Raw genomic sequence first — 23312 nt, 5'->3', positions numbered from 1 at the left:
CAATGGCCTGTGGAAACGGGTTTACCGTTTCCCCGGGAAGGCCGTTCCGGCCGGTATCTTGAAGGCCATGAGCATCTTCCTCGCCGGCGCCGGGCCGGACCATGCGGCTTTTCCGGAGGTCTTTGACCGCTTTGCCCAGGCCGTCAGCCTGCGTTCCCGCCGGGAGGCGCCCGCCCGGGTGGCTGTGGTGGTCCATGACCGCCATGGGAACCCGGAAAGCCTCCTCCCGGCTTACGTTGATCCGCTGCTCGCACGGATTGAGGTGGAGGTGGTGCCGGTCCTGCTCGGCGCGGGCGCACCCTGTGCCCCTTCCGTGTTCGACGGCGTCGACGGGCTGGTGGTGGGCGGCGGGCTGACGCCGGGGTACCGGGAGGGGCTCGCGGCTTCGGCGGGCGCCATTTCCGCCGCGGTGGCCAGCGGGGTGCCCTACCTCGGCTTTTCCGCCGGGGCCATGATCGCACCGCAGAGGGCGCTGCTGGGCGGTTACCTGAGCCGGGGCATTGAGGTCTGTGGCGAAGAATGCTCGGAGGGCTTGGCCGAGCTCGAGATCCGGGACGGCCTGGGCCTTGCCCCGTTCGCACTTGATGTCCACGCAGCCCAGGCCGGCACGCTCAGCCGCGCGGTGGCAGCCGTAGCTGCAGGGCTGGTGGAGAGGGCTGTGGCCGTGGACGAGAACACCGCACTGGTGCTGGCAGCGGCAGGCGGTGACAGCTTCGAGGTACTGGGCCACGGCAACTGCTGGGACATCCGCCGGTCCGGCACGGCCTGCATCGTCTCCGTGCTGCAGGCGGATTAAAGGCCCGGGCGGAGCGGCACCAAGGACACCCCTTAGGCGTCGAAGTGCGTTTTGGCCCTGTCGCCGGTCAGTTGTTCAATCAGTTCCGCCGCGACGTCCCGCAGCTTCTGGTTGCGGTTGCTGGAGACCTTGGTGAGGATGTCCATTGCCTCCGCCTGGGAGCACCTGTTCTGGGCCATGATGACACCGCACGCCAGGTTGATGGCAGTCCGGCTCTGCATGGCCGCTTCAAGATTGTCCGCCCGGCTTTGCGCCGTGTCGAGGCGGACCGAAAGATGAAGCGCGTTGTGTGCGGCCGCAGCGAAGCCCAGGGCCTTCTCATAGACACCCGCGGTGAACATGCCCGGTTTCTGCGCAAAGAAATTCAAGGCAACACTGGCTTCGCTGCTGATCTCCAGGGGCACCCCCAAGGAACTGCGGATGTTTGCCTCTGCCAGCTTTCGGGTCAGCTCAGGCCACCGGCCATCGGTGGCGACGTCGTCGATAATCACCGGTGACATCTCCCGCAGCGCCTTGATGCAGGGGCCGTCGCCCACGGCCTGCTCAACCTCGTCCAGCTCCACCGCGCGCTGGCTGCTGCCGGCAACGGTGGTGGGCTTGCGCCGCAGTTTGAGTGTGACTGCACACTCAATATGGTCACCCGCCACTTCGGAAACGGATGCTGCGGCAAGCCCGGCCAGCCCGGTGAGGAACTCAACAACGTTTTCCGCGCCTACCAGAATGCTCTGGAGCTCTTTTATTGGTTCTTTCTCCGGTGAACTCGACATGGGCCCATCTTACTGTGCCACCCCTCGGCGGGCCGCGCGGACGGGAATGCCGGGCCATCAGGGCCTGCCGGCAGCACAGTCGAATACCGCCGGCAACCCCAGCAGAAGCGGCCACCCGTGTGGTTCCGGCATATCCATGGGTGGCGGACCGGCGTAGTGTCAACAGTAGGAGATTTCGGGACAGCCGGGATTGAATACTCGGGCCAGCCAGCGCAGAGAGCAGCGGCCGCCAGCCAGGGGCGAGCCTTCTGGTGCATCCAGGATCGAGGCCCGATGGCCAAGGAAAGCACGCACACAGCGCCGGACCCGATGCGGGACCTCCTGTTTGAAAGTCCTGGTATTCCAACCCCCACCGATGAATCCCCCGGCTCGCGCGGCGGCGGAGCGTAGGCATGTATCCCTACGGAACCGACGGGCCCGACCAGCCGAACCGGGCAGGTGAAGAACCCATGGGGACTGCCCGGCGCTTCCGGGACGCGGACCTGGCCCTGGACAAACTGTGGATCTACTACTACGGCATCGGCGGCGATATTGATGAGGTCTCCCTGGACGCGTACCTCCATGACGCCCTGGACATACCGGCTACGCAGGTGAACCTCATCGCCACAGCCATGACGGAATTGACGGAAGGGGAACCACGGTGACGGCTTACGGAAACAGCCCAGGCGGCATCGGCTCCGGGCGGCACGACCTGCCCGACGTCGACATGAGGCTGCTGGAAATGGTCCTGGACAACGGGGATGTTGCAGCCTTCCTCACCGACCTGGCGGTTGTTGCGGCATCGCGGCTCTCCGTTCCGGGGAATCAGGTCCATTGCGGGGTCACCGTGATCCGCCACAAGAGGCCCGAGGCCGTAGCCAGCAGCGATGCGGAAGCGCGCTCCCTGGACGAACTGCAGAACGGATTCGGGGACGGCCCCTGCCTTACGGCGCTGCGCGGCAAGACGTGGCTGCTGGTTCCGGACCTGGGCATCGAACAACGCTGGCCCGCCTACGTCGAGGTTGCCAGGGCCCAGGGGGTAGCCTCGATCCTTGCCATGCCGCTGGATCTTGCCGGTGAGGCAGAAGCTGTCCTGAACCTCTACGCCGGCCGGAGCCACGGCTTTTCAACGGAGGACATCGCCACTGTTGAAGCGTTCACAGACCAGGCGGCCAGTGCGATTCGGCTGGTCCTTCGCATCAGCCAGCTCAGCGAGGCGCGCAGCGACCTCTCCTCCGCCCTGAAGTCCCGGACCGTCATTGACATGGCCGTGGGAGCAATCATGGCCGAGAACCGGTGCACCAGGGACACCGCATTCAACATCCTCACCAAGGCTTCGAGCACGCGCAACGTCAAGCTCCGCGAAGTGGCGGCGTCCGTGATCGCCTCCATTTCCGGCGAGAAGGAAATCGACACCTACTTCGACGAGTAGGGTCCGTTGCGCCGTGGAGCAAAGGTTCCCCTCCGGGCCGGACGTGATCAGACTCACGCGCAACATTCTTGAGGCAGCGCAGTCCTGCTGGGCACTATGGAAGGGATCGGCAGGCACCACCTCCCACGCGGGAGCACGTGACAGCTGACGGCCGGTGTGCTTGGTCACATCGGGCTTGATCCGGTTGCCAACCCCCTTCGGCAACCTGCACCATTGAAGTACGGGAACGCGCTTTCCCATGCAGTACCGCCTCATAGAAGAGGCCACGGCCCGGTCAAAGAAGATTCCAGGCCGCCAACCGCAAGAAATGGAAGTTGAATAATGACGTTCGATGCCACTGACTCCGTGACCCTGAAAATCTGGGACCGGTCCGCCCTGCACCACACCCTTGACTCCGCCGTCAGCGAGCTGTCCGCGCGACACAACACCACCACCTGCCGTGTCGCCGTTACCTGCAGCGGACCCAACACCTTCACCCTGAGCCTGCGCGGCGAAGGCAAGGCCCTGGCTTCCGCCTAAGGTGCCACCGCTGAAAGGCAAGCGGACGACGCCGGCACCTCCCGGCGTCGTCCGCTTCCTTTAAGCGGGGCGGGCTTCCTTTCCCCGCCCCGGCAGGCGGCAAAGTAAAATGTGAGGAATCCAGGCAGAAGCGCCGTCCGAGCATCAAAGGTAACCATGAGGCAGCAACCACGTGCGCACGCCGAACCCGGCGCACCGGGCACACCACAGACAGACCCGGGACAGCAGGGCCCACGACAGGAGGGGACCGGCCAGTCAGGCACCAAACAGCCAGGCGCCGCGTCACTTTCACTGATTCCCGCGGCCCTTGTCTCGGCGTCGGGCTTCCTGCTGTTCGCATGGCAGGACCGCCTGTCCGGGTTCCTGCTCCTGGCCGCCGCCCTGGTTGTGGCCGGATTCATCAGCCGCAGGCTCCTGATCGACTTGGCCCTGATCGCCGTGGGCCTGACGGCCATGAGCCTGGTCCCCATCACCACGGACATCAGCACCGAGCACATGACGGTGATGGGAACCGCCATGGTCCTCGCCGTCGGCATTCCCTATTCCGTTTCAAGGTTCATCACCAAGGACCACGCCATCCGGTTCCCCATCAGGACGGGCCAGCCCTGGACGAGCGCGGAAAAGTGGTACCTTCCCGCCGTCCTGGTGATCGGGTATGCGCTGATGCCGGTCTACATGATCCGGACCGGCGTCTACACCAACTGGCCGGCTGTGAGCGACCCGGACGGCATCGCCCGGCTGTTCCTCGGCACCAACGTGCTGGGCATCTGGGACGAGCTCTTCTTTATCTGCACGGCGTTCACCCTGCTGCGCCGGCACCTGCCGGACTGGCAGGCCAACCTGCTGCAGGCGGTCCTGTTCACCTCGTTCCTCTGGGAGCTGGGCTTCCACTCCTGGGCTCCCTTCTTCATCTTCCCCTTCGCCCTGCTGCAGGCCCGGCTGTTCACGGTGACCAAGTCGCTGTCCTACATCGTCAGCGTCCACCTCTTGTTCGACTTCGTGCTGTTCCTTGTCCTGATCCACTCCCACAACCGCGAGTGGATCGATATCTTCCTGTACTGAAGTCCCCCGGCATGAAAGCGAACCACCACCTTGGATACTCCGGCCCGCGGCAACACCCGTTTTGACATCGCTTCCCTGCCGTTGCCGGTTATCCAGGCGCCCATGGCGGGTGGGCCGTCCACTCCGGAACTGGCCGCGGCAGTGAGCTCCCGGGGAGGACTGGGCTTCCTGGCCGCCGGCTACAAGACCGCGGCGGCGGTGAAGGCGGAGATCGAGGCAACGCGGAAGCTGACCGGTGCCCCCGTGGGCGTCAATGTCTTCGTCCCGCAACCCTCAATGGTCAGCTCCCGCGCGCTGGAAGAGTACGCCCTGTCCCTGGCTCCGGATGCACAGCGTTTCGGCGTCGCCCTCGGGGATCCGCGCCATGACGACGACGACTGGGACAACAAGATCGATGTCCTGCTGGAGAAGGCCCCCGAGGCGGTTTCCTTCACCTTCGACGTGCCGGACCCCGCCGTCGTTGCCGCCCTGCAGCAACGGGGCGTGTGCGTCATCGGGACGGTGACGTCGCGGCCCGAAGCCGTGCGCGCACTGGAGGCAGGCGTTGATGTGCTGTGCGTCCAGGGACCGGAAGCCGGCGGACACCGCGGCTCCTTTGACGCAGCACGGCGCCCGGAGGGTGAATCCCTCCACGGCCTGCTTGAAGAGTTGGCGGACCTCGGTGTGCCGCTGATAGCTGCGGGCGGGATCGTCACGGGTGCCGATACCCGGGAGGCCCTCTCCCGCGGAGCTGCGGCGGTCCAGGCCGGCACGGCATTCCTCCGCGCGGACGAGGCCGGCACCAAGGAGGCCCACCGGCTTGCCCTGGCCCCGGGGCGCTTCACCACCACGGGGGTCACGCGGGCCTTCTCGGGACGGAACGCGCGGGGGCTCCTCAACGAGTTCATGCGCCGCCATGACGGCGGGGCTCCCGAGGGCTATCCGGAGGTCCACCACCTCACCACTCCCCTGCGCGCAGCAGCGGCCGCTGCGGGGGATGCGGACTGGCTGAACCTGTGGGCCGGCACCGGTTTCCAGCGGACGACGGCGGGCCCCGCCTCGGCAATCCTGGCTTCCCTTACGCCGTAGCCCGGGGGAGTTTTAGGCTTGGCCTATTCCTCGCCCGTGTCCTGCGCTTCCAGGAACCTGTCCATGGCTTCGCAGGCCCGTTTCCAGCGGGCGTTCAGGGCGTGCCGGCTCAACGGTTCGGACATGCCGTTGAGCACTTTCTCGATGGCATCAGATGCGGCGTCCCGGGCCCGGTCCTGCGCCGCCGGGGTGTAGTAGTTCATGCCGGTTATTCGTTGCGCCCGCAGCAGCGGATGGCGGGACTGCCCCTCCACGCACGACGGCGGCCGGCCCCTTCACGGGACCGGCCGCCGTCGAACGCGTTGTGCTGCTAGAGGGTGGAAGTGTCGATCACGAAGCGGTAGCGGACGTCCGAGGCGAGGACGCGCTCGTAGGCCTCGTTGATCTTCTCGGCCGGGATGACCTCGATCTCGGCACCGATGCCGTGCTCGGCGCAGAAGTCCAGCATCTCCTGCGTTTCGCGGATGCCGCCGATCATGGAGCCGGCGAAGGACCGGCGGCCGCCGATCAGTGCGAACGCGTTGACGGGGAGCGGCTCGGCGGGGGCGCCAACGTTCACCAGTGCACCGTCGAGTTTCAGCAGCTGCAGGTAGGAGCTGATGTCGATCGAGGCGCTGACCGTGTTGATGATGAGATCGAACGTGCCGGCGAGGTCGCTGAAGGTGCTCTCATCGCTGGTGGCGTAGTAGCGGTCGGCGCCCAGCTTCAGGCCGTCTTCCTGCTTCTTGAGCGACTGGGACAGCACGGTGACCTCGGCGCCCATGGCGTGGGCGATCTTGACGGCCATGTGGCCGAGTCCGCCCAGGCCGACGACGGCGACCTTCTTGCCGGGTCCGGCGCCCCAGTGGTGCAGCGGGGAGAAGGTGGTGATTCCGGCGCACAGCAGCGGAGCGGCGACGTCGAGCTCGAGTGTTTCCGGGATCCGGACCACGAAGTCTTCGGTCACCACAACGTGGGTGGAGTAGCCGCCCTGGGTGATGGTGCCGTCGCGGTCAACGGCACCGTAGGTGCCCACGTTGCCCTTGAGGCAGTACTGCTCTTCGCCCTTCAGGCAGTTCTCGCAGTCCTTGCAGGAGTTGACCATGCAGCCGACGCCGACGCGGTCGCCCACGGCGTGCCTGGTCACCTCGGAGCCCACCTGGGTGACGACGCCGGCGATCTCGTGGCCGGGAACCAGCGGGTACTGCTGCGGGCCCCAGTCGCCGCGGACCGTGTGGATGTCCGAGTGGCAGATGCCGGCGAACTTGATGTCGATCAGGACGTCGTGGGGTCCCACTTCGCGCCGTTCGATGGTGGTGGGAATGAGGTCCTCAGTGGAGGACGGGGATGCATAGGCCTTGACGGTAGTCATGGGTCTCCTGGGTTCTGTTGGGGGTTATCAAAAATGCTACAGGGGCCGGATGCCATCAAACCGGATACGGGGGTCCGTAGCGGTGGCCCTGCTGTAACTGGTTCTGGCAGTCCTACCCTTGCCGGCCCTCGTACTCAGCATCGGTGATGTGCTCAGCCCAGGCTGTGGTGGCTGCCGGGTCTTCATCGTTTTCGAGGATTGCCAGGTGTTCCATGAAGGTTCCGTTGGCTGAGGCATGCCAGTGCTCTTCGCCCGGCGGAGTGTAGAGGGTCTGGCCGGGGTGGACGTCGATGATGTTTCCGTCCCGGGTGCCGAAGCGTGCCACGCCGGAAGTCACATGCAGGTACTGTCCGCGGGCGTGCGAGTGCCAGGCCGTGCGGGCTCCCGGCGCGAAGCGCACCTTGGCAACAACTGCGCGCTGTTCCGGCCCGTGGGGGAGCACGATCATGTCAACCCAGACATCGCCGGAGAACTGTTCGGGCGGGTTCTTGACGGTTTCGCGGACGGGCTCGAGGTTCATGGTGTTTCCTTTCGGACGGGAGGTGCCTCCATCAAACCGGCTGCCTGGAAAGGTAGCGAGGGCCCTGCTGAACCGGGTTTTGGCAGACCCTCCTTTGGGCGCCGGGATTCGTCGTAACGTGTCCTGTATGGATAACCGAGCCGAAGTACGGCAGTTCCTCTCCACGCGCCGGGGGCGCATCACTCCGGAACAGGCGGGCATTGAACCGTACGGCGGGCGGCGGCGCGTGCCCGGACTGCGCCGGGAGGAAGTGGCCCGGCTCGCCGGAGTCAGCGTGGACTACTACACACGGCTGGAACGCGGGAACCTCTCTGGCGTTTCGGAAAGCGTCCTGGACGCAATCGCCGGGGCGCTGGAGCTGGACCGCGCCGAACATGACCACCTTTACGACCTCGCCAGGACCGCCAACATGTCCGGCCGGAAGCGTGCCGCTGCCCCCGCCCCGTCAGGCGTGCGGCCCGAACTGCGGTACCTCCTGGATACCATCACCGGGGCGCCGGCCTTCATCGGCAACAACCGGATGGACATCGTGGCCGCGAACACCCTCGGCTACGCCTTGTACTCGGACATGTACCGGGGGCCCGGCCGGCCCGCCAACCATTCACGGTTTATCTTCCTGGACCCCAGGGCGCACAACTTCTACACGGACTGGGAGCGGGCGGCGAGCACCAACGTGGCCATCCTGCGGCGTGAGGCAGGCCGGAATCCGCATGACAAGGGCATTGCGGAACTCATTGGCGAGCTGTCCATGCGCAGCGACGAGTTCCGCACCCGTTGGGCCGCCCATAACGTCCGGCGGCACTACGCCGGGACCAAGTTTTTCCAGCATCCCGTGGTGGGCCTGCTGGAACTGAACTACCAGGTGCTGGGGCTGGAAGAGGACCCGGGGCACTCGCTCACGGTCTATCCGGCGACGCCGGGCAGCCCGTCCGAGGAAGCACTGAAACTCCTCGCCTCCTGGGCGGTGACGGAGAACATCGCGGAGCTGGCCGAGGCGAACGCGCGGGGCTAGGCACCATACGGGCTAGGCGGGCGTGCCCTCTTGGGCCGGTTCCGCCGGTTCCTCCGGCTCAAGCCCGGATTCATAGCCGATGAGCCAGTGGAGGCCGTGCTGGTCGATCACCTGCCCGTCCGATGCGCCCCAGGGCTTGGGACCGAGCGGGTCCACCACCCGTCCGTCCACGGCAAGCTTGTCGAACCACTCGTGGAGGACTTCCGGTTCGGCTGTCCCCAGCAGGGATAGCATGACCCCTTCAAGGCGGACGCTGTTCTGCCCTTCCGCCGCGTCCGAGCCCGCCACGGCAACCACGCCCTTGAGCACTCCGTGGGCTATAGCTTCCGGCGGCCCGTCCTTGCGCCCGAAGTCCTCATAGCTGTGCAGGAAAAGTTCCCCGCCGAAGACCTCCGCGTAGAAACTCAAGGCTTCACGGGCTGTGCCGGGAAAGCTGACATAGATCTGGGGTGCCGTCATTTGCCCAGCATACAGACGGCGCGCGGTGCACCTGGGGACGACTCCCGGCTGCAGGCCAGCCGGCTGGGTTGGCGCGCCGGTGGCGGTCAGCTGCCCTCGCGCCGCCAGCGGTAGGGAGTGGTGGTTGAGACCTTGACCAGTCCTGAGCGTTCCAGGATGGGCCGTGAGAATTCGGTCGAGTCGCTGTGGATGAGGGTCTTGCCCAAGCGGAGTGCCGACTGTGCCCGGCGCGCGGTCAGGGCCCGGTAGATCCCGCGACCGCGCCACTCCGGGCGAGTGGCGCCGCCCCAGATCCCGGCGAAGGCGGTGCCTTCCACCGGTTCGAGGCGGCCGGCACTGACAATCCGGCCGTCCGCCTCGGCCACCCACAGCTCCATCCCGTCATCGAGTGAGAGCCGGTGCAGCAGGGCATCGGCCATCCCGTCCGAGACCGGATCGCCAAAAACTTCATCCTGCATGGCGCTCATCGCCCGGACGTCCTGCTCATCCACCACCTGCCGCACCACCACCGCGTCGGGCACCGGTACGGGAACGCTGAGTGCCTGTGCGCTGCCGATCATGATGGATTCCGGCGGATCAGGAACAAAGCCGTGCTCCAGGAGCGCCCCATGCAGCCCGGGAGCGTGGTCGTGGCCGCGCGTTTTCCATTCCACCCTGGTGACTCCGGGATCAGCCAGGAAGTGGTCCACCGCCTCACGGACCAGCCGGCGGATGGCGTCCGAGCCTGCATCCCCAAGGTCCCGGTACGTCACAAATCCGCGGCCGTCGCGGAATGTCCCGAGGTGCAACGGGCCATGCTTTGTCACCGAGGCGGCGCCTGGTGTCTCGGCATCCGTGCGCAACTGGTCATCGTAGGCAGCCAGGAACCGTGCGGATTCACTCATTCCGCGAGTTTACTGGTGGCCGCAGGGTTCGGGTGCTTGGCCGCATCGGACCCATCCGGGGTTTCCTCCCCGGGCGGCTGAGGTTTGTAGACCCATGCCACCAGGACCACTGAGATGATCATCAGCAGGAACCAGGCCACGAGTTTCTCCAACCCAACGGGCTCCCAGCCGTCCACCTGGCCGGGATACAGCCACGCGCCGGACCAGGTTGCGATGTTCTCGGCCACCCAGATAAACAGCGCCACCAGCAGGAAGGCGACCAGCAGCGGCATCCTGTGATGCTTCCGGAACACCCGGAAGTGCATCACGCACCGGCCAAAGACAACCACGACGGCGGCGAGCAGCACCCAGCGCGCGTCCCAGATGTAGTGGTGGCTGAAGAAGTTGACGTAGATGGCCGCGGCCACGGCCGCCGTAACCCAGCGCCGGGGATAGTGGGCGAACCTTAAGTCGAACAGCCGGTAGACGCGGACCATGTAGGAGCCAACGGCCGCGTACATAAAGCCGCTGAAGAGCGGAACAGCGCCGACCCGCAGGAAGCCCTCGGCCTCGTAGGACCAGGAGCCGGCGTCGGTCTTGAAAAGCTCCATGACCGTCCCCACCAGGTGGAACAGGATGATGACCCGCAACTCCTTCAGGGTCTCCAGCCTGAACACGATCATGAGGATCTGGATTACGACGGCGGCGAGGGTCAGGAAGTCGTTCCTTGCCAGTCCGGCCCCGTCCGGGTACCACAGCCGCGCCGCCATAAGCACCGCGAGCAGGGCGGCACCAAAGATGCACGCCCAGGCCTGTTTCAGGCCGAACACCACGAATTCGGTGAGCTTGGGCCGGATGCGGCCTGCAGGTGCGCTGGCCAGGAAGCGGCGCGCCCGTTCGTCAAGCCGCGCCTCCAGCGGCGTGGAGCTAAGCACTCACGCGCCCTGCCCGGCGGGAGAAAGTGTCCAGCTCCGAGAGGCAGTAGTTCTTGAACCAGTGCCGGAGGCCCTGCGGCAGCTTGGGGTAGGCCACGGCGAGCGCTTTCATGGTGCGGTGGAACCGGCGCTCATGGCGTCCGCTCCACGGCAGGCCGAAGTCATCGCGCAGATGGTCCGGGAGGAGGCCGGCCGTCAGGAACCTGGCGAACGGCATGATGGCGCGGTACCAGAGTGCGGCATGCTGTGGGTACAGGAGCCCGCGGCCCACGCGGATGGCGGCGTCGCTCGCCCGGAGGCCGGCCATGCGTTCGTCATAGTACCGGTTGAACGCCGCACGGTCCTTCGGCCACATGTCGAGCGGAAGCTGCAGGGCTGTCCCAAGCTTCGCGTAGTCCCGGTACATGGCATCGGCGGACTCGTCGTCGAGCGGACCGTAGATTTTCTCGATGATGACCAGCGCGGTGTCGTAAAGCGTCGCCGTGACCCACAGCTGCAGCTGCGGGTCGTAGGCGTTGTAGCCGGGCGTTTCGTGATCAGCGTCCCGGCGGACAGGGACGTGGGCGCGGTTCACCCTGCGCCGGACCTCTTTAACCTGCTCGTCCGTCCCGTAGGTGACGGCATATACATAGGTCAGGGTGCCCTTGAGCCTGTTGATCGGGCGGTCCGTGAAGGTGCTGTGCTCCGCAACGCCGCGGCCCACGCCCGGGTCCGCAAGCTGCAGCAGAATGGCCCGTCCCGCTCCCGCGAGCAGGATGACCTCAGCGTTTAGGTCCGCAAGTTCCTGCGCCATTCCATCAGGGTACCGGAGGGTCCAAAGGATGGCGCCGGGCCGGGAACCGCCCTACCTGGACCGGCCAGCGAACCTGACATCGCCAGCACGAGCAACGCCCGCCGAAAATCGAGTACCCACCACTCGTGCCCTCCATCGTCGCTGCCCGTAGCGTCCTACGAAAGCCCGCGGGCATCACCGCGGGAATCTCTGCTGCGAGGGGGGTCATGGGCTGCATCGAGGCACCGACATGACCCAGCCCGACGGGAACGTCCCTCCCCTCCTGGACCCGGCAGTGCTGGAGCGGCTGCGCAACGAACTCGAGGATGACGAGGGCGTGTGGAAGGTCTTCGTGGAGGCCTTCATCGCGCAGATGCCCGAGAGGCTGCAAAAGGTACGGCTTGCCCTGACTACCGGCGATCTGCCGGGTGCCATGGATGCGGTCCTGAGCCTCAAGACTTCCAGCCAGATGGTGGGCGCGGAGAGGCTCGCCGCCCTCGCCCTGGATCTCGAAGGATCACTGCGGGAGGAAGCCAGGACCGCCGACCCGGCCGTTGTTTTGCCCCGGCTTGCGGCGGAGCACCTGCGGCGGCTCAAGCAGTGCGCCCAGCGCACCATCTATGTCCTGCAGGACCACCTGAGGAAGGGGCCCTGAACCGGCGGCACGCCACTATGTCCCGCGAACTAACGCGGCGCCCCGGAACAGCAACGGACGTCGGCGGAACCTCCCGCCGTCGTCCGTTCCAGTTGGGCCTGGCCTGCCGGTGCCGGCCCGGTCCAAGGCCGTCAGACCTGCAGTGTGGCGTAGTAGTGGCTGGTCTGGACGATGGCTGCAACCGTCTCAAGTTCGCTGTCGTCGCGGGGACCATAAACCAGGACCATGCCACTGGCGAGCCGGACGCCGGCCAGTGGATGGGCAACCGCCCAGCCCTTCGCTACCGCTTCCGCGGCCAGTACCGGGGGCAAGGCAACGTGGAGTGAGCCGTCGTGGGCGGGATGCTGATGGGCGAACTCCCCCACGGACGGCACCAGGAAGCCGTCCGGAGTTGCAGAAGGAGCGGGGCCCAGCATGAGTCCCGTGGCTCCGGGGACCGAAATGGCAGACTGCCGGGTGGAAACACCGGCCAGTGTGCTGATGCGGGACAGCAGTTTGTCCTGCAACTCCCGCGGCGCGTTGTCGCTTCGCTGTTCCTGCGGAATAGTCCATGACACCTGCGGACGATGTCCAACACGAAGCGGCAGGCTCTCGTCCCGCATCCCGGTCCACACGGCCTTTACGTCAGTGCCGCCATTGGCGCGCGACCGGGCAAGGAACGCAAGCCGTTCACGGATCCAGCCGCCGAGCTCGGCCAGCGTCTCACCCGTGATTCCGTGACCACCCGGATCGCGGCGGGCATAGGCTGGGGCGGCGGACTCCGTGAGGAGGTAATCCCACGTCCGCCGCAGCAGGTCTGCCGGGATGACCCGGTCCCGCTCGCCCTGCGCAACGAAGACGGGCACCCCGGTCAAGCGAGCCACGGAGAGTGGCACCCCTGCGTCGAAGGGCAGGGTGCCGTACAGGATCGCCGCGCCGGCAAAGCGCTGCGGGTCGGAAAGAAGCAGGCCACCGGCGAACGCCGCTCCCCCGCTGAATCCCACCAGCACCACGGGCCGGCCGGCCGGAGCAACGGCGTCAAGCCAGCTCCGGAACCAGGCCATCGCCTCGGTCAGCGACTCCTCGACAGGCCTGCCGATGCCACGGTTCCGGAACCAGGCGTAGCCGCCACCTTCAGCTATCGGAGCCCGCACAGCCGCGTAGGCCGGGCCGGTGGGCAGGTGCTCTGCAAGACCCATGATCTCGCGTTCATTTGAACCCCTGCCGTGCAGCAACACCACCAGCGGCTGCGCCGGATCCGACGATCCGGCGGTCGCAACCACGTGCGGGATGTTCATTAGTTGGTGACCTTGAGCCCGGTGTCCCAGTTGAAGTCTGCGAATTCAGGGTTGGCCTGCAGGGTCATCAGGACAAACTGGAAGCCTTCGAGCTCACGGGCGCGCTTGAGCGGCCCCACGACCAGGGGGCGCATCCCGGCGGCGCTGACAAAACCGCTGACCGCGCGGGCGGCTGCGTCGTCGTCGCCTGCGATGAAGACGTCGAGTGGCTGGCCGTCCGATTCCCCGACCATCAAGGTGCCTGCGAAGGTGGTGTTGAAGGCCTTGACCACGCTTGCACCTGCGGGTGCCAGCGCGGCGATTTCCTCTGCGGCGGACGTGCCCGGCTCCACCACCAAAGAATCGAAGGTTTCGAAGTTCACCGGGTTGGTGATGTCCACGATGGTCTTCCCTGCCAGCGCTGCACCGTAGGTGCTGACGACGGACTTGGCGGCCCCAAAGGGCACGGCGAGGACAACGATGCTGCCCCGGGGATCCTGCGCCGTGGTGCCGGAGGCGACGCCGGCACCCAGTTCGGCGGCGAGGGCCTGGGCCTTGCCTGCGTCCTGGCTGAGGATTTCGACGGTCTTGTTTGCTGCCAGGGCCCGGGTTGCGATGCCGCGGGCCATGTTGCCGTTGCCGATGATGGTGATGTCAGTCATGGGATTCTTCTTTCCAAAGATGCGGGCCAGGAGGTTTTTCATGGGGTTCTGTTCTGCCGGTTTGTGGATTACTACTTGAAGCTACAACTAAATGTACGCGCGCTTAGTTGAAGTGTCAAGTAATTATTTTGGGCCTAAAGACACCAGAAAAAAGTGCTGGGGACAGTGCATACTGGCGCCATGACTGATGCAGCGCGAAAACCGGACCGGCTCCTCCTCGTGCTGCTGGGGGTCGTCGGACTGCTGGTGGTGGTGGCGCTTGCCGTGGTGTTTTCCCGGGGAGAGCCGGAACCATTGGACGAGGCCAGCCCGGCGGGAGTTGTCCAGCGGTACAGCACTGCGGTCATCGACGGCGACCTCGAAACGGCCGAAACCTACCTCACGGACTCCGCCCGCACCATCTGCCGCGGCTCGTACTACGGTGAGCCCCGGCCCGCCCGCGTGGTCCTGGTGTCCACGTCGGAGCGGGACCAGTCGGCCACCGTGCGGGTCTCAATCGTCAATTCGTCCCAGGACGGACCCTTCGGCCCCTCCGAGTACGAGTCGGAGGACATGTTCAGCCTGGTGAAGGCGGATGGAGACTGGAAGATCAGCCAAGCGCCGTACCAGCTGATGGCATGTACCGGAACATTGGTCAAACCATGAGCGCCCCGGCCGGCATGACGGTTTCGACGGCGGGACTCGCCCAGGTGACACTGCGGCGGCTCATCCAGTACGCCCTGTTGTTTGCCCTGGTGGTGATTGCCGCCAGCGGCCTCAGCGGGCTGCTGGAGCGGCTGTTCACCTCAGGTGCTGTCCTGGCATCCACCGATGTCGCGGGGCTCGCCCGGTCCCTGGCCTTCACCCTGATCGGCGGCCCGCTCGCCCTGCTTCTGTGGTGGTTTGTGTGGCGGAGGCTGGACGACGAGGCCGAGCGCACATCCGCCGGGTGGGGCCTTTACATCACCGCCATGTACGGCGTTTCCCTCATTGTCTTCACCACCTCGCTGCTGGGGATGGCGGCCTCGCTCATAGGGCAGCGGGACGGTGACTGGGCGCCGGCGCTTGCCAACAGCATCGCCTGGGCCGCCATTTGGGCATGGCACCGGTGGATGTGGAAGCACCCCCGGAAGCCCACCGTCCACCTGGACGACGTGCGCGCCGTCGTCGGCTCTGTATTCGGCCTGCTGCTCGGCGCCGGTGCCGGCATCGCCGCGCTCAGCGGCCTGCTCGACGTCGCCATCCGGGGCTTCCCCCTGACCGTGACCGTTGAGCCGTGGTGGTACTCCGTGCTCCGTTCACTGGTGTGGGCGGCGGGCGGAACCGTCATCTGGTGGTGGCACTGGTTCAGGGAGGGCGGGCGCCGCTTCCAAACCAACCTGGTTGACAGCATCATGATCATCGTCGGCGTTTTCGCGGCCGGCATCACCGCCCTTGGCGGGGCCGGCGTGGTCCTTTTCGTGTTCCTGCGGCTGGCGTTCGACCGGGACGACCGCCTGAACGACCTGCTGGAGCCGCTGGCACCGGCCGTGGCCGCAACACTCGTGGGGGCGGTGGTGTGGCGCTACCACCGCACCGCGTCCATCCGCCGGTCCTCAGCCACCACGCGGGCAAGCCTCCTGGTGACGTCCGCGGTTGCCCTGGCGGCATCCGCTTCCGGGGTGGGCGTTGTGGTGAACGCGCTGCTGGCAGCCGCCGTCTCACCACTGGCGGGAGGGGCCACACGCACCCTGCTCCTTGGCGGCATCAGTTCCCTCCTGGTGGGCGGTCCGGTCTGGTGGCTGGCGTGGAAGCCCCGGTACCAGCCGCAGGCCGCCGACGCCATCCCGCCCGGACGCCGCGTGTACCTCATCGCGTTCTTCGGCGTCAGCGCCGTGGTGGCGCTTATTACGCTCCTGGTGATCGGCTACCGGGTCTTCGAGTTCCTGCTCGGAGACGTCACGGGCGGCAGCCTCCTGGACCGCATCCGCGCCCCGTTCGGGCTCCTGGTGGCAGCCGCCCTTGTGGCCGGGTACCACTTCGCCCTGTGGCGGCACGACCGGGGCCTCCTCGCGGCCGCCGAGCCGGCCAGGAAACGGACCATCGAGCAGGTCACCCTGGTCATCGGGCAGCACCCGGACCCGGACGCGTTGGCACGAGGCGTTGCCGAGGCTACGGGTGGCGCCAGGGTTACCGTCTGGCTTCGGGCGGACGACGGCGGTACGGGCCTTCCGGCGTCGGGCACGGCTTTGCCGGGGGCAGCTTCCCAAGCGCCGGCTGAGACGGTGAGTCAGGTGGCGGCCGCCCTGGACGGAGTCACGGCGCAGCACGCACTGGTACTCGTGGGCCACGGCAGGCTGGAAGTCATACCCCTGCACAGCCCGCCAAAATAGCGGGAGTTTTTGTCCAGATATGCAGGTTTCAGCGGCACTTATCCCCACATATCTGGACAAAAACTCTAGGCGGAGGCTGGGCGGTTTTCGCCGAAACTCAGCAGCACCTTCCCGGACTCAGCCGAGTTGCGCGCCACGCCGAAGGCTTCCAGGGCCTCCCCTACCGGGTATTCGTGCGTAATAACGGGGTCGATCTGCAGTGAGCCGTCCGCCAGGGCGGCAATAACGTCGTCGATCTCGTCATTGAAGCGGAACGACCCCTTGAGCTCCAGCTCCCGGGTGATGGCCAGGGAGATCAGCACCGGCTGCGGGCCGGTGGGCAGCAGCCCCACCATCACCACGGTGCCGCCGCGGGTTGCGCCCTGGATGGCGGAGGCGAGGCCATGATGGTTGCCGGATGATTCAATCACGACGTCGGCCTCCACGGCGGCGATCCCCTCGGCGTCACCGGCTGCGAGTACCGAGTCCGCCCCCACGGCTTTCGCGATGTCCAGCGGCTTTTCATGCATGTCGACGGCGGTGATACGGCTTGCGCCCGCCCGCTTCAGGACTGCGACGGCAAGGGCGCCGATGGGGCCGCTGCCGATCACCAGCGCGGACTTCCCGGCAACATCCCCTGCCCGCGACACTGCGTGCCAGGCCACGGCGGCGGGCTCGATCAGGGCTGCGGTGCGCAGGCCGATGCCCTCCGGCAGCGTCCGGAGCATCCGGGTGGGGAGGTTTACGTAGCGGCTGAACGCGCCGTCTTTGTGCGGGAACCGCGCGGCGCTGCCCAGGTAGGTGCAGCCTGGCGAGAGGTTGGGCCGGTCCGCCGGATACCGTGCAGCGCCGGGACCGGGTGTTGCCGGGTGGACTGCCACCGGAGTACCGGCGGCTGGTCCGGTTCCGTCAGTTGCGGCCCTGACCACCGTCCCCGAAATCTCATGCCCGAGCACCAGAGGTGCCTTCAGGATTGATTCACCGGCGGCGCCGTGCAGCCAGTAGTGCAGGTCGGAGCCGCAGATCCCTCCGTAGTGCACCTCGATCACGGCCTCATCAGGGGCGGGAGCCGCGAGGGTGAGTTCGTCGATCCGCAGGTCTCCGGCGGCATGGGCCACCACCGCCGGGCCTGTGACGGGAAGGACCGGGGAGGAAAGGTCTATATTGGTCAGCATCAGACCACCACCGTCATTCCGCCGTCGATAAAAATGGTCTGCCCGTTAACGAAGTCCGAACCGCTGGATGCCAGCCACACGGCGGGCCCGGCAAGATCCTGGACGGTTCCCCAACGGTTGGCCGGGGTCCGGCCCAGGATCCAGGAGTTGAACTGCTCGTCGTCCACCAGGTTCTGGGTCATTTCGGTGTGGATGTACCCCGGCGCGATCCCGTTGATCTGAAGGCCGGAGGCCGCCCACTCAGCAGTCATGGCACGGGTCAGGTTGCGCAGCCCGCCCTTCGCCGCGATGTAGGGCGCAATGGTGGGGCGGGCGAGGTCTGTCTGCACGGAACAGATGTTGATGATCTTGCCGTGGCCGCGCGGAATCATGAAGCGTGCCGCCTCGCGGCCCACCAGGAAAGCACTGGTCAGGTCCGTGGAGATCACCCGTTCCCAGTCCTTCACGTCCAGGTCCAGCATGGGCACCCGGTGCTGGATGCCCGCGTTGTTCACCAGGATCTCCAGCGGGCCCACGTGCTCTTCCACCCACGCGATGCCGCGCGCCGCCTCGGCGTCGCTCGTGACGTCGAAGGCGACGCTGTGGATGCGCCCGGGTGCGAAGTCGGCAGCCATTGCTGCGGCGGCATCCTTGAGCCGCTCCCCGTTGATGCCGTTCAGCACAACTGTTGCCCCGGCGTCGGCCAATGCCCTGGCCAGCGCGTTGCCGATCCCCCGGCTGGAACCGGTGACCAGGGCGACCCGGCCCGTCAGGTCAAAAAGCGAACTCATGCGAAGGGACCTGCCTGTACCAGGTTGGCCGGGGCCTGGCCCGCGGCGAGCGCCTCGAGCTGCTTCCGCAGGAGTTTGAGGATCCGTGGCTGGAACGCCGAGGCGTTGCCGCCCACGTGGGGGGTGATCAGGGCGTTGGGCGTGGACCATAGCGGGTGGTCCTGCGGCAGCGGCTCGGGATCGACGACGTCAATGGCGCACTGCAGGCGGCCGGAGAGGACTTCCTTGGTCAGCGCAGCGGTGTCCACCACCGAGCCTCGGCCCACATTCACCACCAGGGCGCCGTCGGGCAGGGCAGCCAGGACCTCCTCGCCGATCAGCTGGTGCGTGTGATCATTCAGGGGCAGCACCGACACCAGGATGTCGTGCGTGGCGGCGAGCGCTGTCAGGTCCGAGGACGCGTGGACCTTGCCGTGCTCGTCCGTCCGGGCCGAGCTCCCCACCCGCGTGACGGTGACTTCGAACGGCTCAAGCCGGCGTGCAATCTCGTGGCCAATTCCGCCGACCCCCACCAGCAGCACCCGCCGGTCCGCCAGGGACTGGCGCCGCTCCGGCTTCCACAGCCCATACTGCTGGTCCCGGACGGCCTGGTCGATGCCGCGCAATTTGGCGAGGATGAGCCCGATGGCCAGTTCCGCCGTCGCCGCCGCATGGACTCCCGACGCGTTCGCGACGCCGGCCGCCGGGCCCGCAGCCTCAATGACGCCGTCGAACCCGGTGGACTGCGTCTGTACAAACTTCAGCCCGGGAACCTTGGCGAGGGAACCCAGGACCGCGCCGGCGTTGATGTACGGCAGGATGACGCCGTCGATCCCGGCCAGCGTCCCGCCGTCGGGATCCTCCTGCAGGTCCCAGACGACGCCCCGCAGCCCGTCGGGCAGGGGTGAGAGATCATCGAGGAGCTGCTGGTCGGGGAAGCTGACGGTGCGGACTGTTTGCATCGGGAAACCTATCAATCTGGGACGGGAGTGCTGGGGCTAGCGGCGGTCGAAGGTGAGGCCGCCGGGGACCTGGAACGTGGGCATAAGCTCCAGCATGCCAACATTCACGTGCCGGGGCGTTTCGATGGCGTAATCCATGGCGTTGACGATGTCATCGGTGGTAAGTGACTCGTAACCTTCGTAGTACGTCTTCCACGCTTCCTCCATCGCCTCAGGGGTGCCGCCCATGTTCCGGCCGAAGATCTCAGTCTCCACGCGTCCGGGGCAGATTTCGGTGACCCGGATGCGCTTGCCCACGGTGTCGTTGCGGAGCTGGCGGGAGACCTGGTGCACCGCGGCCTTGGTGGCGTGGTAGACCGTGTGGCCGTAGAAGTTGTAGGTGCCTGCAATGGAGCTGACGTTGATGACGTGCCCCAGATCGCGCTCCACCATGCCCGGCAGCACCAGCCGGGTCAGCTGGAGCAGTCCGCGGAGATTGACGTCCACGAGTTCGTCAATATCGCTTTCACTGGAGTCCAGGATGTTGCCGGGCCGGGAAACACCGGCACAGTTGACGAGGACATCCACCTGGAGGTTTCCGACGGCGGCGGTCAGCGCTGCGGTGTCCGTCAGGTCCACCACGTGGGGCACCGCGCCGGTCTTGTCCGCGAGTTCCTTCAGGCGGTCCTCGTTCCGGGCCAGGGCGTGGACGGTGAGTCCGCGCTTGGCCAGGCGTTCGGCGATCGCGGCGCCCATGCCGGTGGAGGCACCGGTGACGAGGGCCGTTGAGTAATCGGAAAAGGACATGGAAGTCTCCTAGGAAGGTGCAGCGGCGTGCTGCGCAGGTGGTGGAAATTCGGTGAAATGAAGTGGAAAGTCAGGCGTCGCGAAGGGGCAGGTGCGCCCTGTCCTTGACCGTGCTGACGGCGGCCAGCGTGCCCAAGGCTGTGATGACCGCGTAGAAGGCTGGCATGTAGATGTTGCCGGTGGACGAGATCAGCCAGGTCATCAGCAGCGGCGCGGTGCCGCCAAAGAGTGCGGAGGAGATGTTGTAGCCCAGGCCGTATGCGGAGTACCGGACGCGGGTGGGGAAGAGCTCCACGATCAGGATGTGGATCACCGCGGTGTGCCCGGCGAAGACCACAGCCATGATGGAGGCGCCCAGGATGGCCAGTGCCATCTCGCCGGTGGCAATCAGCGCGTACGAAGGGATGCCCAGGACAGCCATGGCGATGGCGGAGCCGGCGATGACCTTCTTGCGGCCGATGCGGTCCGAGAGTGCGCCCATGAAGGGGATGGCGATGCAGATGACCACCAGGCTGCAGGCGGTGACCAGCAGCGCCTCGCCGATGGTGAAATTCAGCTGCTTGCCCTTGAGGAAGGTGGGCATGTAGGAGAACAGGACGTAGTAGCCGGAGCCGTTCATCAGCGGAATGAAGAGTGCCAGCAGCATGGCACGGCGGTGCTCGGCGGAGGCGAAGGCTTCCTTGAGCGGGTTGGCGGACAGCCCGCCCTCTTCCTTGAGCTTTTCGAAGTTGGGGGTGTCGCTGATGGCCTTGCGGATGTACCAGCCGATGATGCCCATGGGGATGGCCACCAGGAACGGGATACGCCACGCGAACGAGCCGAACCCGCCGCCGTCGATCGCTTCCTGCGTGAGCCAGGGGGACATGGAGTAGGCAACCAGGGTGCCGGTCAACAGTGCTGCGAAGGACGCGATCTGCGCGTAGGAGGTGATGACGCCGCGCTTGCCTTCGGGGGCGTGTTCAGCCAGGAACGTCATGGCACCCGCGGCTTCGCCGCCCACGGAGAAGCCCTGCAGCATGCGGAGCAGCACCAGCAGGATGGGGGCCGCGACGCCGATGGCGGCGTAAGGAGGCAGCAGGCCTATGCCTGCGGTTGCCACGCTGATGAGCAGGATGACGAAGACGAGCAGCTTTTGCCGCCCGATCCTGTCACCCAGGTACCCGCAGACGACGGCACCGAGCGGCCGCACGAAGAAGGAGACGGCGTAGCCGGCGAAGACGAAGAGCAGGGCGTTGTCCGGGTTCCCCGGCGCCAGGAAGACGAGAGCAAGCGTTCCGGCCATGAAGGCGAAGATGCCGTTGTCGTAGAGTTCCACGAAGATGCCGACGCAGCCGGCCGTGACGACCTTGCGGGTCTGCTTGCTGCTGAGCCGCTCTTGGTGCGGCTGGGCCGCATGCGTAGAGGTGGACATGGCTTTCCTTACTTAAGGGGATGGTAACAATGCTTTTCGGGGGAAGCGAGGGTCTTCAGCTTCCGGCGGCTGGTGCGAGCCGGGGCGGGCCCGGAGGTCCGCCCACGCCGAGGAGGGAGAACACGGTGCCCACCGTGGAGCGGAGGGTTTCCAGTTCCCTCAGCGCCGCGCGGTGTTTCGCTGTAGCTTCCGGGACGGAAGTTTTTTTGAACTGGATCTTATGGCCCGGCCTGGCTTGGGCCAGGACATCGAGTGAACGGCTGGTGACCACGGCCAGGACAGGGTAGCCGGCGGTGACGCCGCGCCCGCGGTGCAGCACTAGGAGTTCCTCCCGGGAGGGCACTTCGATTGCTCCCACCGGAACGCCGCGGGAGAGCACCTCGGCGGTGGACTGGCGTTCCGGAAGCGCCCCGCCAAGCCGCAGCCCGATGTGGTTGCTCCGGCCGCTGACGGTGTACTCGCTGTTGTAGAGCAGGTCCGCGGTATCCCCGAACTCTTCCACGTCCGGACCGTCCGTTACTTCCACCACCGCGGTGCTGTGGAACTCCGGCCGGGTCAGGCCCAGACGGAACAGTGGGAGGTCGAAGTACGGCTGCCGGATGGGCGGGACACTCTTGAATGTCCTAAGCTCAGTGCCTTCCGTGAGCCGCAGCCCGAATCCAACGACGGTGTCCGGCGCGCAGCTGCCCAGAAGGACCGGTGCGTGCACTGAGCCGTGGACCGCCACGTAGGCCCGGAGGCCGCCGTCGATCCGGCGCAGTGCCACCGTCTCCCCCGCCCGCACGGATACTGGCTCCCACTGCTGGCACTCGCGCCCGCCCACTGTGAGGTGCAGTGGTGCGCCGGTGACAGCGATGAGGATGTCCGTGGTGGCGCGCATCCGGAAGTCGAGGGCAGTGATTTCCAGGAGCGGGGAGTTGTCCGCGTTGCCGGCGAGGATGTTCGCTGCACGGGCTGAGAACTGGTCCAGCGCGCCGTTCACGGGCAGCCCGAACCGGGGTCCCCGGAAGCGGCCAAGGTCCGTGACCACGGAGTTGCCGGGCTGCTGGATGACCAGGCTCATCGGGCTGCCTCCAGTTTCCGGCCGGCGTATGTGGCGAAATCCTGGGGTTGGATCCGGTGGAACCGCAGCAGGTCGCCCGGCACGTAGGGAACCAGCGGCTCGGCCGTTGCGTCGAGGATGGAGAGCGGGGTCTGGCCGATGACGCACCAGCCGCCCGGCGCGGCAGCAGGGGCGATGACAGCCTGCCGACCGGCCACCGAGACGGCACCTGCGGGGACGGACAGCCGGGGATCCTTCAGCCGCGGGACGGGGAAGGGGAAATCAGGCCCGTCCATCATGGGCGAACCGGCCGGAGCGCCCAGGCAGCGGATCACGTACGCCCTGGCGGTGTGCAGCCGGATGATCTCCTCCACCGGGAGCTGCTGCTGTTCCGCAACGCGCTCCAGGTCCGGCCCATACTCGCCGCCGTAAACCACCGGGACACTGAACTCGCGGGGTGCGCGGGCGCGGGCACCGGTGAATTCGAGCTGGCGCAAGCCCAGCTGCACGAAGGCCCGGACCTGGCGGGCGGAGGTGGCGCCGGGGTCGAATTCCACGAGCAGGGAGTCGTATGTCGGCACCGCACCGTGGACGCCGTCGGCACCGGCAGCGTCCAGCCATTCGGCGAGGGCGTGGACGGCGGCCCAGTTGGCCTCCCGGTCTGTGGACGAGGCGACGACGCGCAGGGCAGCGTCCCCGGATTCGAAAACCTCCACCGGAGGCAGCGCTGGCGTGTTTATGGCGGTCAT

27 protein-coding genes are annotated in these 23312 nt (G+C 66.7%); 10 read left to right on the top strand and 17 right to left on the bottom strand.

What is annotated here, in order from left to right:
* Positions 1-67 precede the first annotated feature (67 nt).
* Complete coding sequence (locus tag WHH00_RS02165; protein ID WP_406636132.1) at positions 68-796, top strand: hypothetical protein; 729 nt, start codon at positions 68-70, stop codon at positions 794-796.
* A gap of 32 nt (positions 797-828) precedes the next feature.
* Here WHH00_RS02165 and WHH00_RS02160 read toward each other — a convergent pair whose 3' ends face one another.
* Positions 829-1563 (bottom strand): GAF and ANTAR domain-containing protein, encoded by a 735-nt coding sequence (locus tag WHH00_RS02160; protein WP_406636130.1) that lies wholly within the window; start codon positions 1561-1563, stop codon positions 829-831.
* Positions 1564-1955: 392 nt separating this feature from the next.
* Here WHH00_RS02160 and WHH00_RS02155 point away from each other — a divergent pair, with 392 nt between their 5' ends.
* The 5 genes from WHH00_RS02155 to WHH00_RS02135 all read left to right on the top strand — a co-directional run bounded on the left by WHH00_RS02155 (position 1956) and on the right by WHH00_RS02135 (position 5623).
* Positions 1956-2207, top strand: a complete 252-nt coding sequence (locus tag WHH00_RS02155; protein ID WP_406636128.1) for a hypothetical protein — start codon at positions 1956-1958, stop codon at positions 2205-2207.
* Between the two features lie 62 nt (positions 2208-2269).
* Complete coding sequence (locus WHH00_RS02150; RefSeq protein ID WP_406638466.1) at positions 2270-2974, top strand: ANTAR domain-containing response regulator; 705 nt, start codon at positions 2270-2272, stop codon at positions 2972-2974.
* Between the two features lie 321 nt (positions 2975-3295).
* On the top strand, positions 3296-3493 hold the full coding sequence (locus tag WHH00_RS02145; protein ID WP_066279129.1) for a hypothetical protein: 198 nt from the start codon (positions 3296-3298) through the stop codon (positions 3491-3493).
* Between the two features lie 156 nt (positions 3494-3649).
* On the top strand, positions 3650-4555 hold the full coding sequence (locus tag WHH00_RS02140) for a CPBP family intramembrane glutamic endopeptidase (RefSeq protein WP_406636126.1): 906 nt from the start codon (positions 3650-3652) through the stop codon (positions 4553-4555).
* Between the two features lie 30 nt (positions 4556-4585).
* Positions 4586-5623, top strand: coding sequence for a nitronate monooxygenase (locus WHH00_RS02135; RefSeq protein WP_406636124.1), 1038 nt, complete (start codon positions 4586-4588; stop codon positions 5621-5623).
* A gap of 23 nt (positions 5624-5646) precedes the next feature.
* On the opposite strand, the gene WHH00_RS02130 is transcribed toward WHH00_RS02135, so the two are convergent.
* The 3 genes from WHH00_RS02130 to WHH00_RS02120 form a co-directional block, all read right to left on the bottom strand.
* Positions 5647-5826, bottom strand: a complete 180-nt coding sequence (locus tag WHH00_RS02130; RefSeq protein ID WP_188731601.1) for a hypothetical protein — start codon at positions 5824-5826, stop codon at positions 5647-5649.
* A 107-nt stretch (positions 5827-5933) separates the two neighbouring features.
* Positions 5934-6974, bottom strand: a complete 1041-nt coding sequence (locus WHH00_RS02125; protein ID WP_406636122.1) for an NAD(P)-dependent alcohol dehydrogenase — start codon at positions 6972-6974, stop codon at positions 5934-5936.
* A gap of 112 nt (positions 6975-7086) precedes the next feature.
* A complete protein-coding gene (locus tag WHH00_RS02120; protein ID WP_231457159.1) occupies positions 7087-7494 on the bottom strand; it encodes a cupin domain-containing protein in 408 nt (135 codons plus the stop codon).
* A 127-nt stretch (positions 7495-7621) separates the two neighbouring features.
* Here WHH00_RS02120 and WHH00_RS02115 point away from each other — a divergent pair, with 127 nt between their 5' ends.
* Entirely contained in the window at positions 7622-8506 is an 885-nt protein-coding gene (locus WHH00_RS02115) for a helix-turn-helix transcriptional regulator (RefSeq protein ID WP_406636120.1), read from the top strand.
* 12 nt (positions 8507-8518) lie between these two features.
* On the opposite strand, the gene WHH00_RS02110 is transcribed toward WHH00_RS02115, so the two are convergent.
* From WHH00_RS02110 to WHH00_RS02095, 4 genes are all read right to left on the bottom strand, one after another.
* Positions 8519-8965 carry a VOC family protein gene (locus WHH00_RS02110; protein WP_406636118.1) on the bottom strand — a complete coding sequence of 149 codons (447 nt, stop codon included), beginning with the start codon at positions 8963-8965 and terminating at the stop codon, positions 8519-8521.
* A gap of 86 nt (positions 8966-9051) precedes the next feature.
* A complete protein-coding gene (locus WHH00_RS02105; RefSeq protein ID WP_406636116.1) occupies positions 9052-9849 on the bottom strand; it encodes a GNAT family N-acetyltransferase in 798 nt (265 codons plus the stop codon).
* Positions 9846-10763, bottom strand: coding sequence for a DUF817 domain-containing protein (locus WHH00_RS02100; RefSeq protein ID WP_406636114.1), 918 nt, complete (start codon positions 10761-10763; stop codon positions 9846-9848). Before WHH00_RS02100 ends, WHH00_RS02105 begins: the two co-directional genes overlap by 4 nt.
* Entirely contained in the window at positions 10756-11556 is an 801-nt protein-coding gene (locus WHH00_RS02095) for an oxygenase MpaB family protein (RefSeq protein ID WP_406636112.1), read from the bottom strand. The genes WHH00_RS02100 and WHH00_RS02095 overlap by 8 nt, the downstream gene beginning before the upstream one ends.
* 229 nt (positions 11557-11785) lie before the next feature.
* Between WHH00_RS02095 and WHH00_RS02090 the strand changes: the two genes are divergently transcribed.
* Positions 11786-12190: an Hpt domain-containing protein gene (locus WHH00_RS02090; RefSeq protein ID WP_350005639.1), complete on the top strand. Its 405-nt coding sequence runs from the start codon at positions 11786-11788 to the stop codon at positions 12188-12190.
* 131 nt (positions 12191-12321) lie between these two features.
* On the opposite strand, the gene WHH00_RS02085 is transcribed toward WHH00_RS02090, so the two are convergent.
* Together WHH00_RS02085 and WHH00_RS02080 are read right to left on the bottom strand one after the other, a co-directional pair.
* On the bottom strand, positions 12322-13467 hold the full coding sequence (locus WHH00_RS02085) for a phospholipase (protein WP_406636110.1): 1146 nt from the start codon (positions 13465-13467) through the stop codon (positions 12322-12324).
* Positions 13467-14108, bottom strand: coding sequence for an NAD(P)-binding domain-containing protein (locus WHH00_RS02080; RefSeq protein ID WP_350005643.1), 642 nt, complete (start codon positions 14106-14108; stop codon positions 13467-13469). Before WHH00_RS02080 ends, WHH00_RS02085 begins: the two co-directional genes overlap by 1 nt.
* A gap of 180 nt (positions 14109-14288) precedes the next feature.
* Here WHH00_RS02080 and WHH00_RS02075 point away from each other — a divergent pair, with 180 nt between their 5' ends.
* Positions 14289-14753 (top strand): hypothetical protein, encoded by a 465-nt coding sequence (locus tag WHH00_RS02075; RefSeq protein WP_350005645.1) that lies wholly within the window; start codon positions 14289-14291, stop codon positions 14751-14753.
* Complete coding sequence (locus tag WHH00_RS02070) at positions 14750-16459, top strand: DUF5671 domain-containing protein (protein ID WP_406636107.1); 1710 nt, start codon at positions 14750-14752, stop codon at positions 16457-16459. Before WHH00_RS02075 ends, WHH00_RS02070 begins: the two co-directional genes overlap by 4 nt.
* A gap of 65 nt (positions 16460-16524) precedes the next feature.
* Here the strand turns inward: WHH00_RS02070 and WHH00_RS02065 are convergent, their stop codons facing one another.
* The 7 genes from WHH00_RS02065 to WHH00_RS02035 all read right to left on the bottom strand — a co-directional run bounded on the left by WHH00_RS02065 (position 16525) and on the right by WHH00_RS02035 (position 23312).
* Positions 16525-17613: an L-idonate 5-dehydrogenase gene (locus tag WHH00_RS02065; protein WP_406636105.1), complete on the bottom strand. Its 1089-nt coding sequence runs from the start codon at positions 17611-17613 to the stop codon at positions 16525-16527.
* Complete coding sequence (locus tag WHH00_RS02060) at positions 17613-18383, bottom strand: SDR family oxidoreductase (RefSeq protein WP_231457145.1); 771 nt, start codon at positions 18381-18383, stop codon at positions 17613-17615. The genes WHH00_RS02065 and WHH00_RS02060 overlap by 1 nt, the downstream gene beginning before the upstream one ends.
* A complete protein-coding gene (locus tag WHH00_RS02055; protein ID WP_406636103.1) occupies positions 18380-19324 on the bottom strand; it encodes a 2-hydroxyacid dehydrogenase in 945 nt (314 codons plus the stop codon). Before WHH00_RS02055 ends, WHH00_RS02060 begins: the two co-directional genes overlap by 4 nt.
* Before the next feature lie 36 nt (positions 19325-19360).
* The gene (locus tag WHH00_RS02050; protein WP_231457143.1) at positions 19361-20110 is read right to left on the bottom strand and encodes an SDR family oxidoreductase; all 750 of its coding nucleotides are present in this window, start codon (positions 20108-20110) and stop codon (positions 19361-19363) included.
* Between the two features lie 70 nt (positions 20111-20180).
* Positions 20181-21521: an MFS transporter gene (locus WHH00_RS02045; protein ID WP_231457142.1), complete on the bottom strand. Its 1341-nt coding sequence runs from the start codon at positions 21519-21521 to the stop codon at positions 20181-20183.
* 55 nt (positions 21522-21576) lie between these two features.
* A complete protein-coding gene (locus tag WHH00_RS02040) occupies positions 21577-22584 on the bottom strand; it encodes a biotin-dependent carboxyltransferase family protein (RefSeq protein ID WP_350005097.1) in 1008 nt (335 codons plus the stop codon).
* Complete coding sequence (locus WHH00_RS02035) at positions 22581-23312, bottom strand: allophanate hydrolase subunit 1 (protein ID WP_406636100.1); 732 nt, start codon at positions 23310-23312, stop codon at positions 22581-22583. The genes WHH00_RS02040 and WHH00_RS02035 overlap by 4 nt, the downstream gene beginning before the upstream one ends.

It is taken from the genome of Pseudarthrobacter quantipunctorum (genome assembly GCF_045291495.1).
Lineage (GTDB): Bacteria > Actinomycetota > Actinomycetes > Actinomycetales > Micrococcaceae > Arthrobacter > Arthrobacter quantipunctorum.
This window is presented reverse-complemented; position numbering and strand designations above follow the sequence as displayed.

Coding starts and splice junctions, on each gene's coding strand:
- WHH00_RS02165 (WP_406636132.1), top strand. CDS start 68: ATGAGCATCTTCCTCGCCGGCGCCGGGCCGGACCATGCGGCTTTTCCG.
- WHH00_RS02160 (WP_406636130.1), bottom strand. CDS start 1,563: ATGTCGAGTTCACCGGAGAAAGAACCAATAAAAGAGCTCCAGAGCATT.
- WHH00_RS02155 (WP_406636128.1), top strand. CDS start 1,956: ATGTATCCCTACGGAACCGACGGGCCCGACCAGCCGAACCGGGCAGGT.
- WHH00_RS02150 (WP_406638466.1), top strand. CDS start 2,270: ATGAGGCTGCTGGAAATGGTCCTGGACAACGGGGATGTTGCAGCCTTC.
- WHH00_RS02145 (WP_066279129.1), top strand. CDS start 3,296: ATGACGTTCGATGCCACTGACTCCGTGACCCTGAAAATCTGGGACCGG.
- WHH00_RS02140 (WP_406636126.1), top strand. CDS start 3,650: ATGAGGCAGCAACCACGTGCGCACGCCGAACCCGGCGCACCGGGCACA.
- WHH00_RS02130 (WP_188731601.1), bottom strand. CDS start 5,826: ATGAACTACTACACCCCGGCGGCGCAGGACCGGGCCCGGGACGCCGCA.
- WHH00_RS02125 (WP_406636122.1), bottom strand. CDS start 6,974: ATGACTACCGTCAAGGCCTATGCATCCCCGTCCTCCACTGAGGACCTC.
- WHH00_RS02120 (WP_231457159.1), bottom strand. CDS start 7,494: ATGAACCTCGAGCCCGTCCGCGAAACCGTCAAGAACCCGCCCGAACAG.
- WHH00_RS02115 (WP_406636120.1), top strand. CDS start 7,622: ATGGATAACCGAGCCGAAGTACGGCAGTTCCTCTCCACGCGCCGGGGG.
- WHH00_RS02110 (WP_406636118.1), bottom strand. CDS start 8,965: ATGACGGCACCCCAGATCTATGTCAGCTTTCCCGGCACAGCCCGTGAA.
- WHH00_RS02105 (WP_406636116.1), bottom strand. CDS start 9,849: ATGAGTGAATCCGCACGGTTCCTGGCTGCCTACGATGACCAGTTGCGC.
- WHH00_RS02095 (WP_406636112.1), bottom strand. CDS start 11,556: ATGGCGCAGGAACTTGCGGACCTAAACGCTGAGGTCATCCTGCTCGCG.
- WHH00_RS02090 (WP_350005639.1), top strand. CDS start 11,786: ATGACCCAGCCCGACGGGAACGTCCCTCCCCTCCTGGACCCGGCAGTG.
- WHH00_RS02085 (WP_406636110.1), bottom strand. CDS start 13,467: ATGAACATCCCGCACGTGGTTGCGACCGCCGGATCGTCGGATCCGGCG.
- WHH00_RS02080 (WP_350005643.1), bottom strand. CDS start 14,108: ATGACTGACATCACCATCATCGGCAACGGCAACATGGCCCGCGGCATC.
- WHH00_RS02075 (WP_350005645.1), top strand. CDS start 14,289: ATGACTGATGCAGCGCGAAAACCGGACCGGCTCCTCCTCGTGCTGCTG.
- WHH00_RS02070 (WP_406636107.1), top strand. CDS start 14,750: ATGAGCGCCCCGGCCGGCATGACGGTTTCGACGGCGGGACTCGCCCAG.
- WHH00_RS02065 (WP_406636105.1), bottom strand. CDS start 17,613: ATGCTGACCAATATAGACCTTTCCTCCCCGGTCCTTCCCGTCACAGGC.
- WHH00_RS02060 (WP_231457145.1), bottom strand. CDS start 18,383: ATGAGTTCGCTTTTTGACCTGACGGGCCGGGTCGCCCTGGTCACCGGT.
- WHH00_RS02055 (WP_406636103.1), bottom strand. CDS start 19,324: ATGCAAACAGTCCGCACCGTCAGCTTCCCCGACCAGCAGCTCCTCGAT.
- WHH00_RS02050 (WP_231457143.1), bottom strand. CDS start 20,110: ATGTCCTTTTCCGATTACTCAACGGCCCTCGTCACCGGTGCCTCCACC.
- WHH00_RS02045 (WP_231457142.1), bottom strand. CDS start 21,521: ATGTCCACCTCTACGCATGCGGCCCAGCCGCACCAAGAGCGGCTCAGC.
- WHH00_RS02040 (WP_350005097.1), bottom strand. CDS start 22,584: ATGAGCCTGGTCATCCAGCAGCCCGGCAACTCCGTGGTCACGGACCTT.
- WHH00_RS02035 (WP_406636100.1), bottom strand. CDS start 23,312: ATGACCGCCATAAACACGCCAGCGCTGCCTCCGGTGGAGGTTTTCGAA.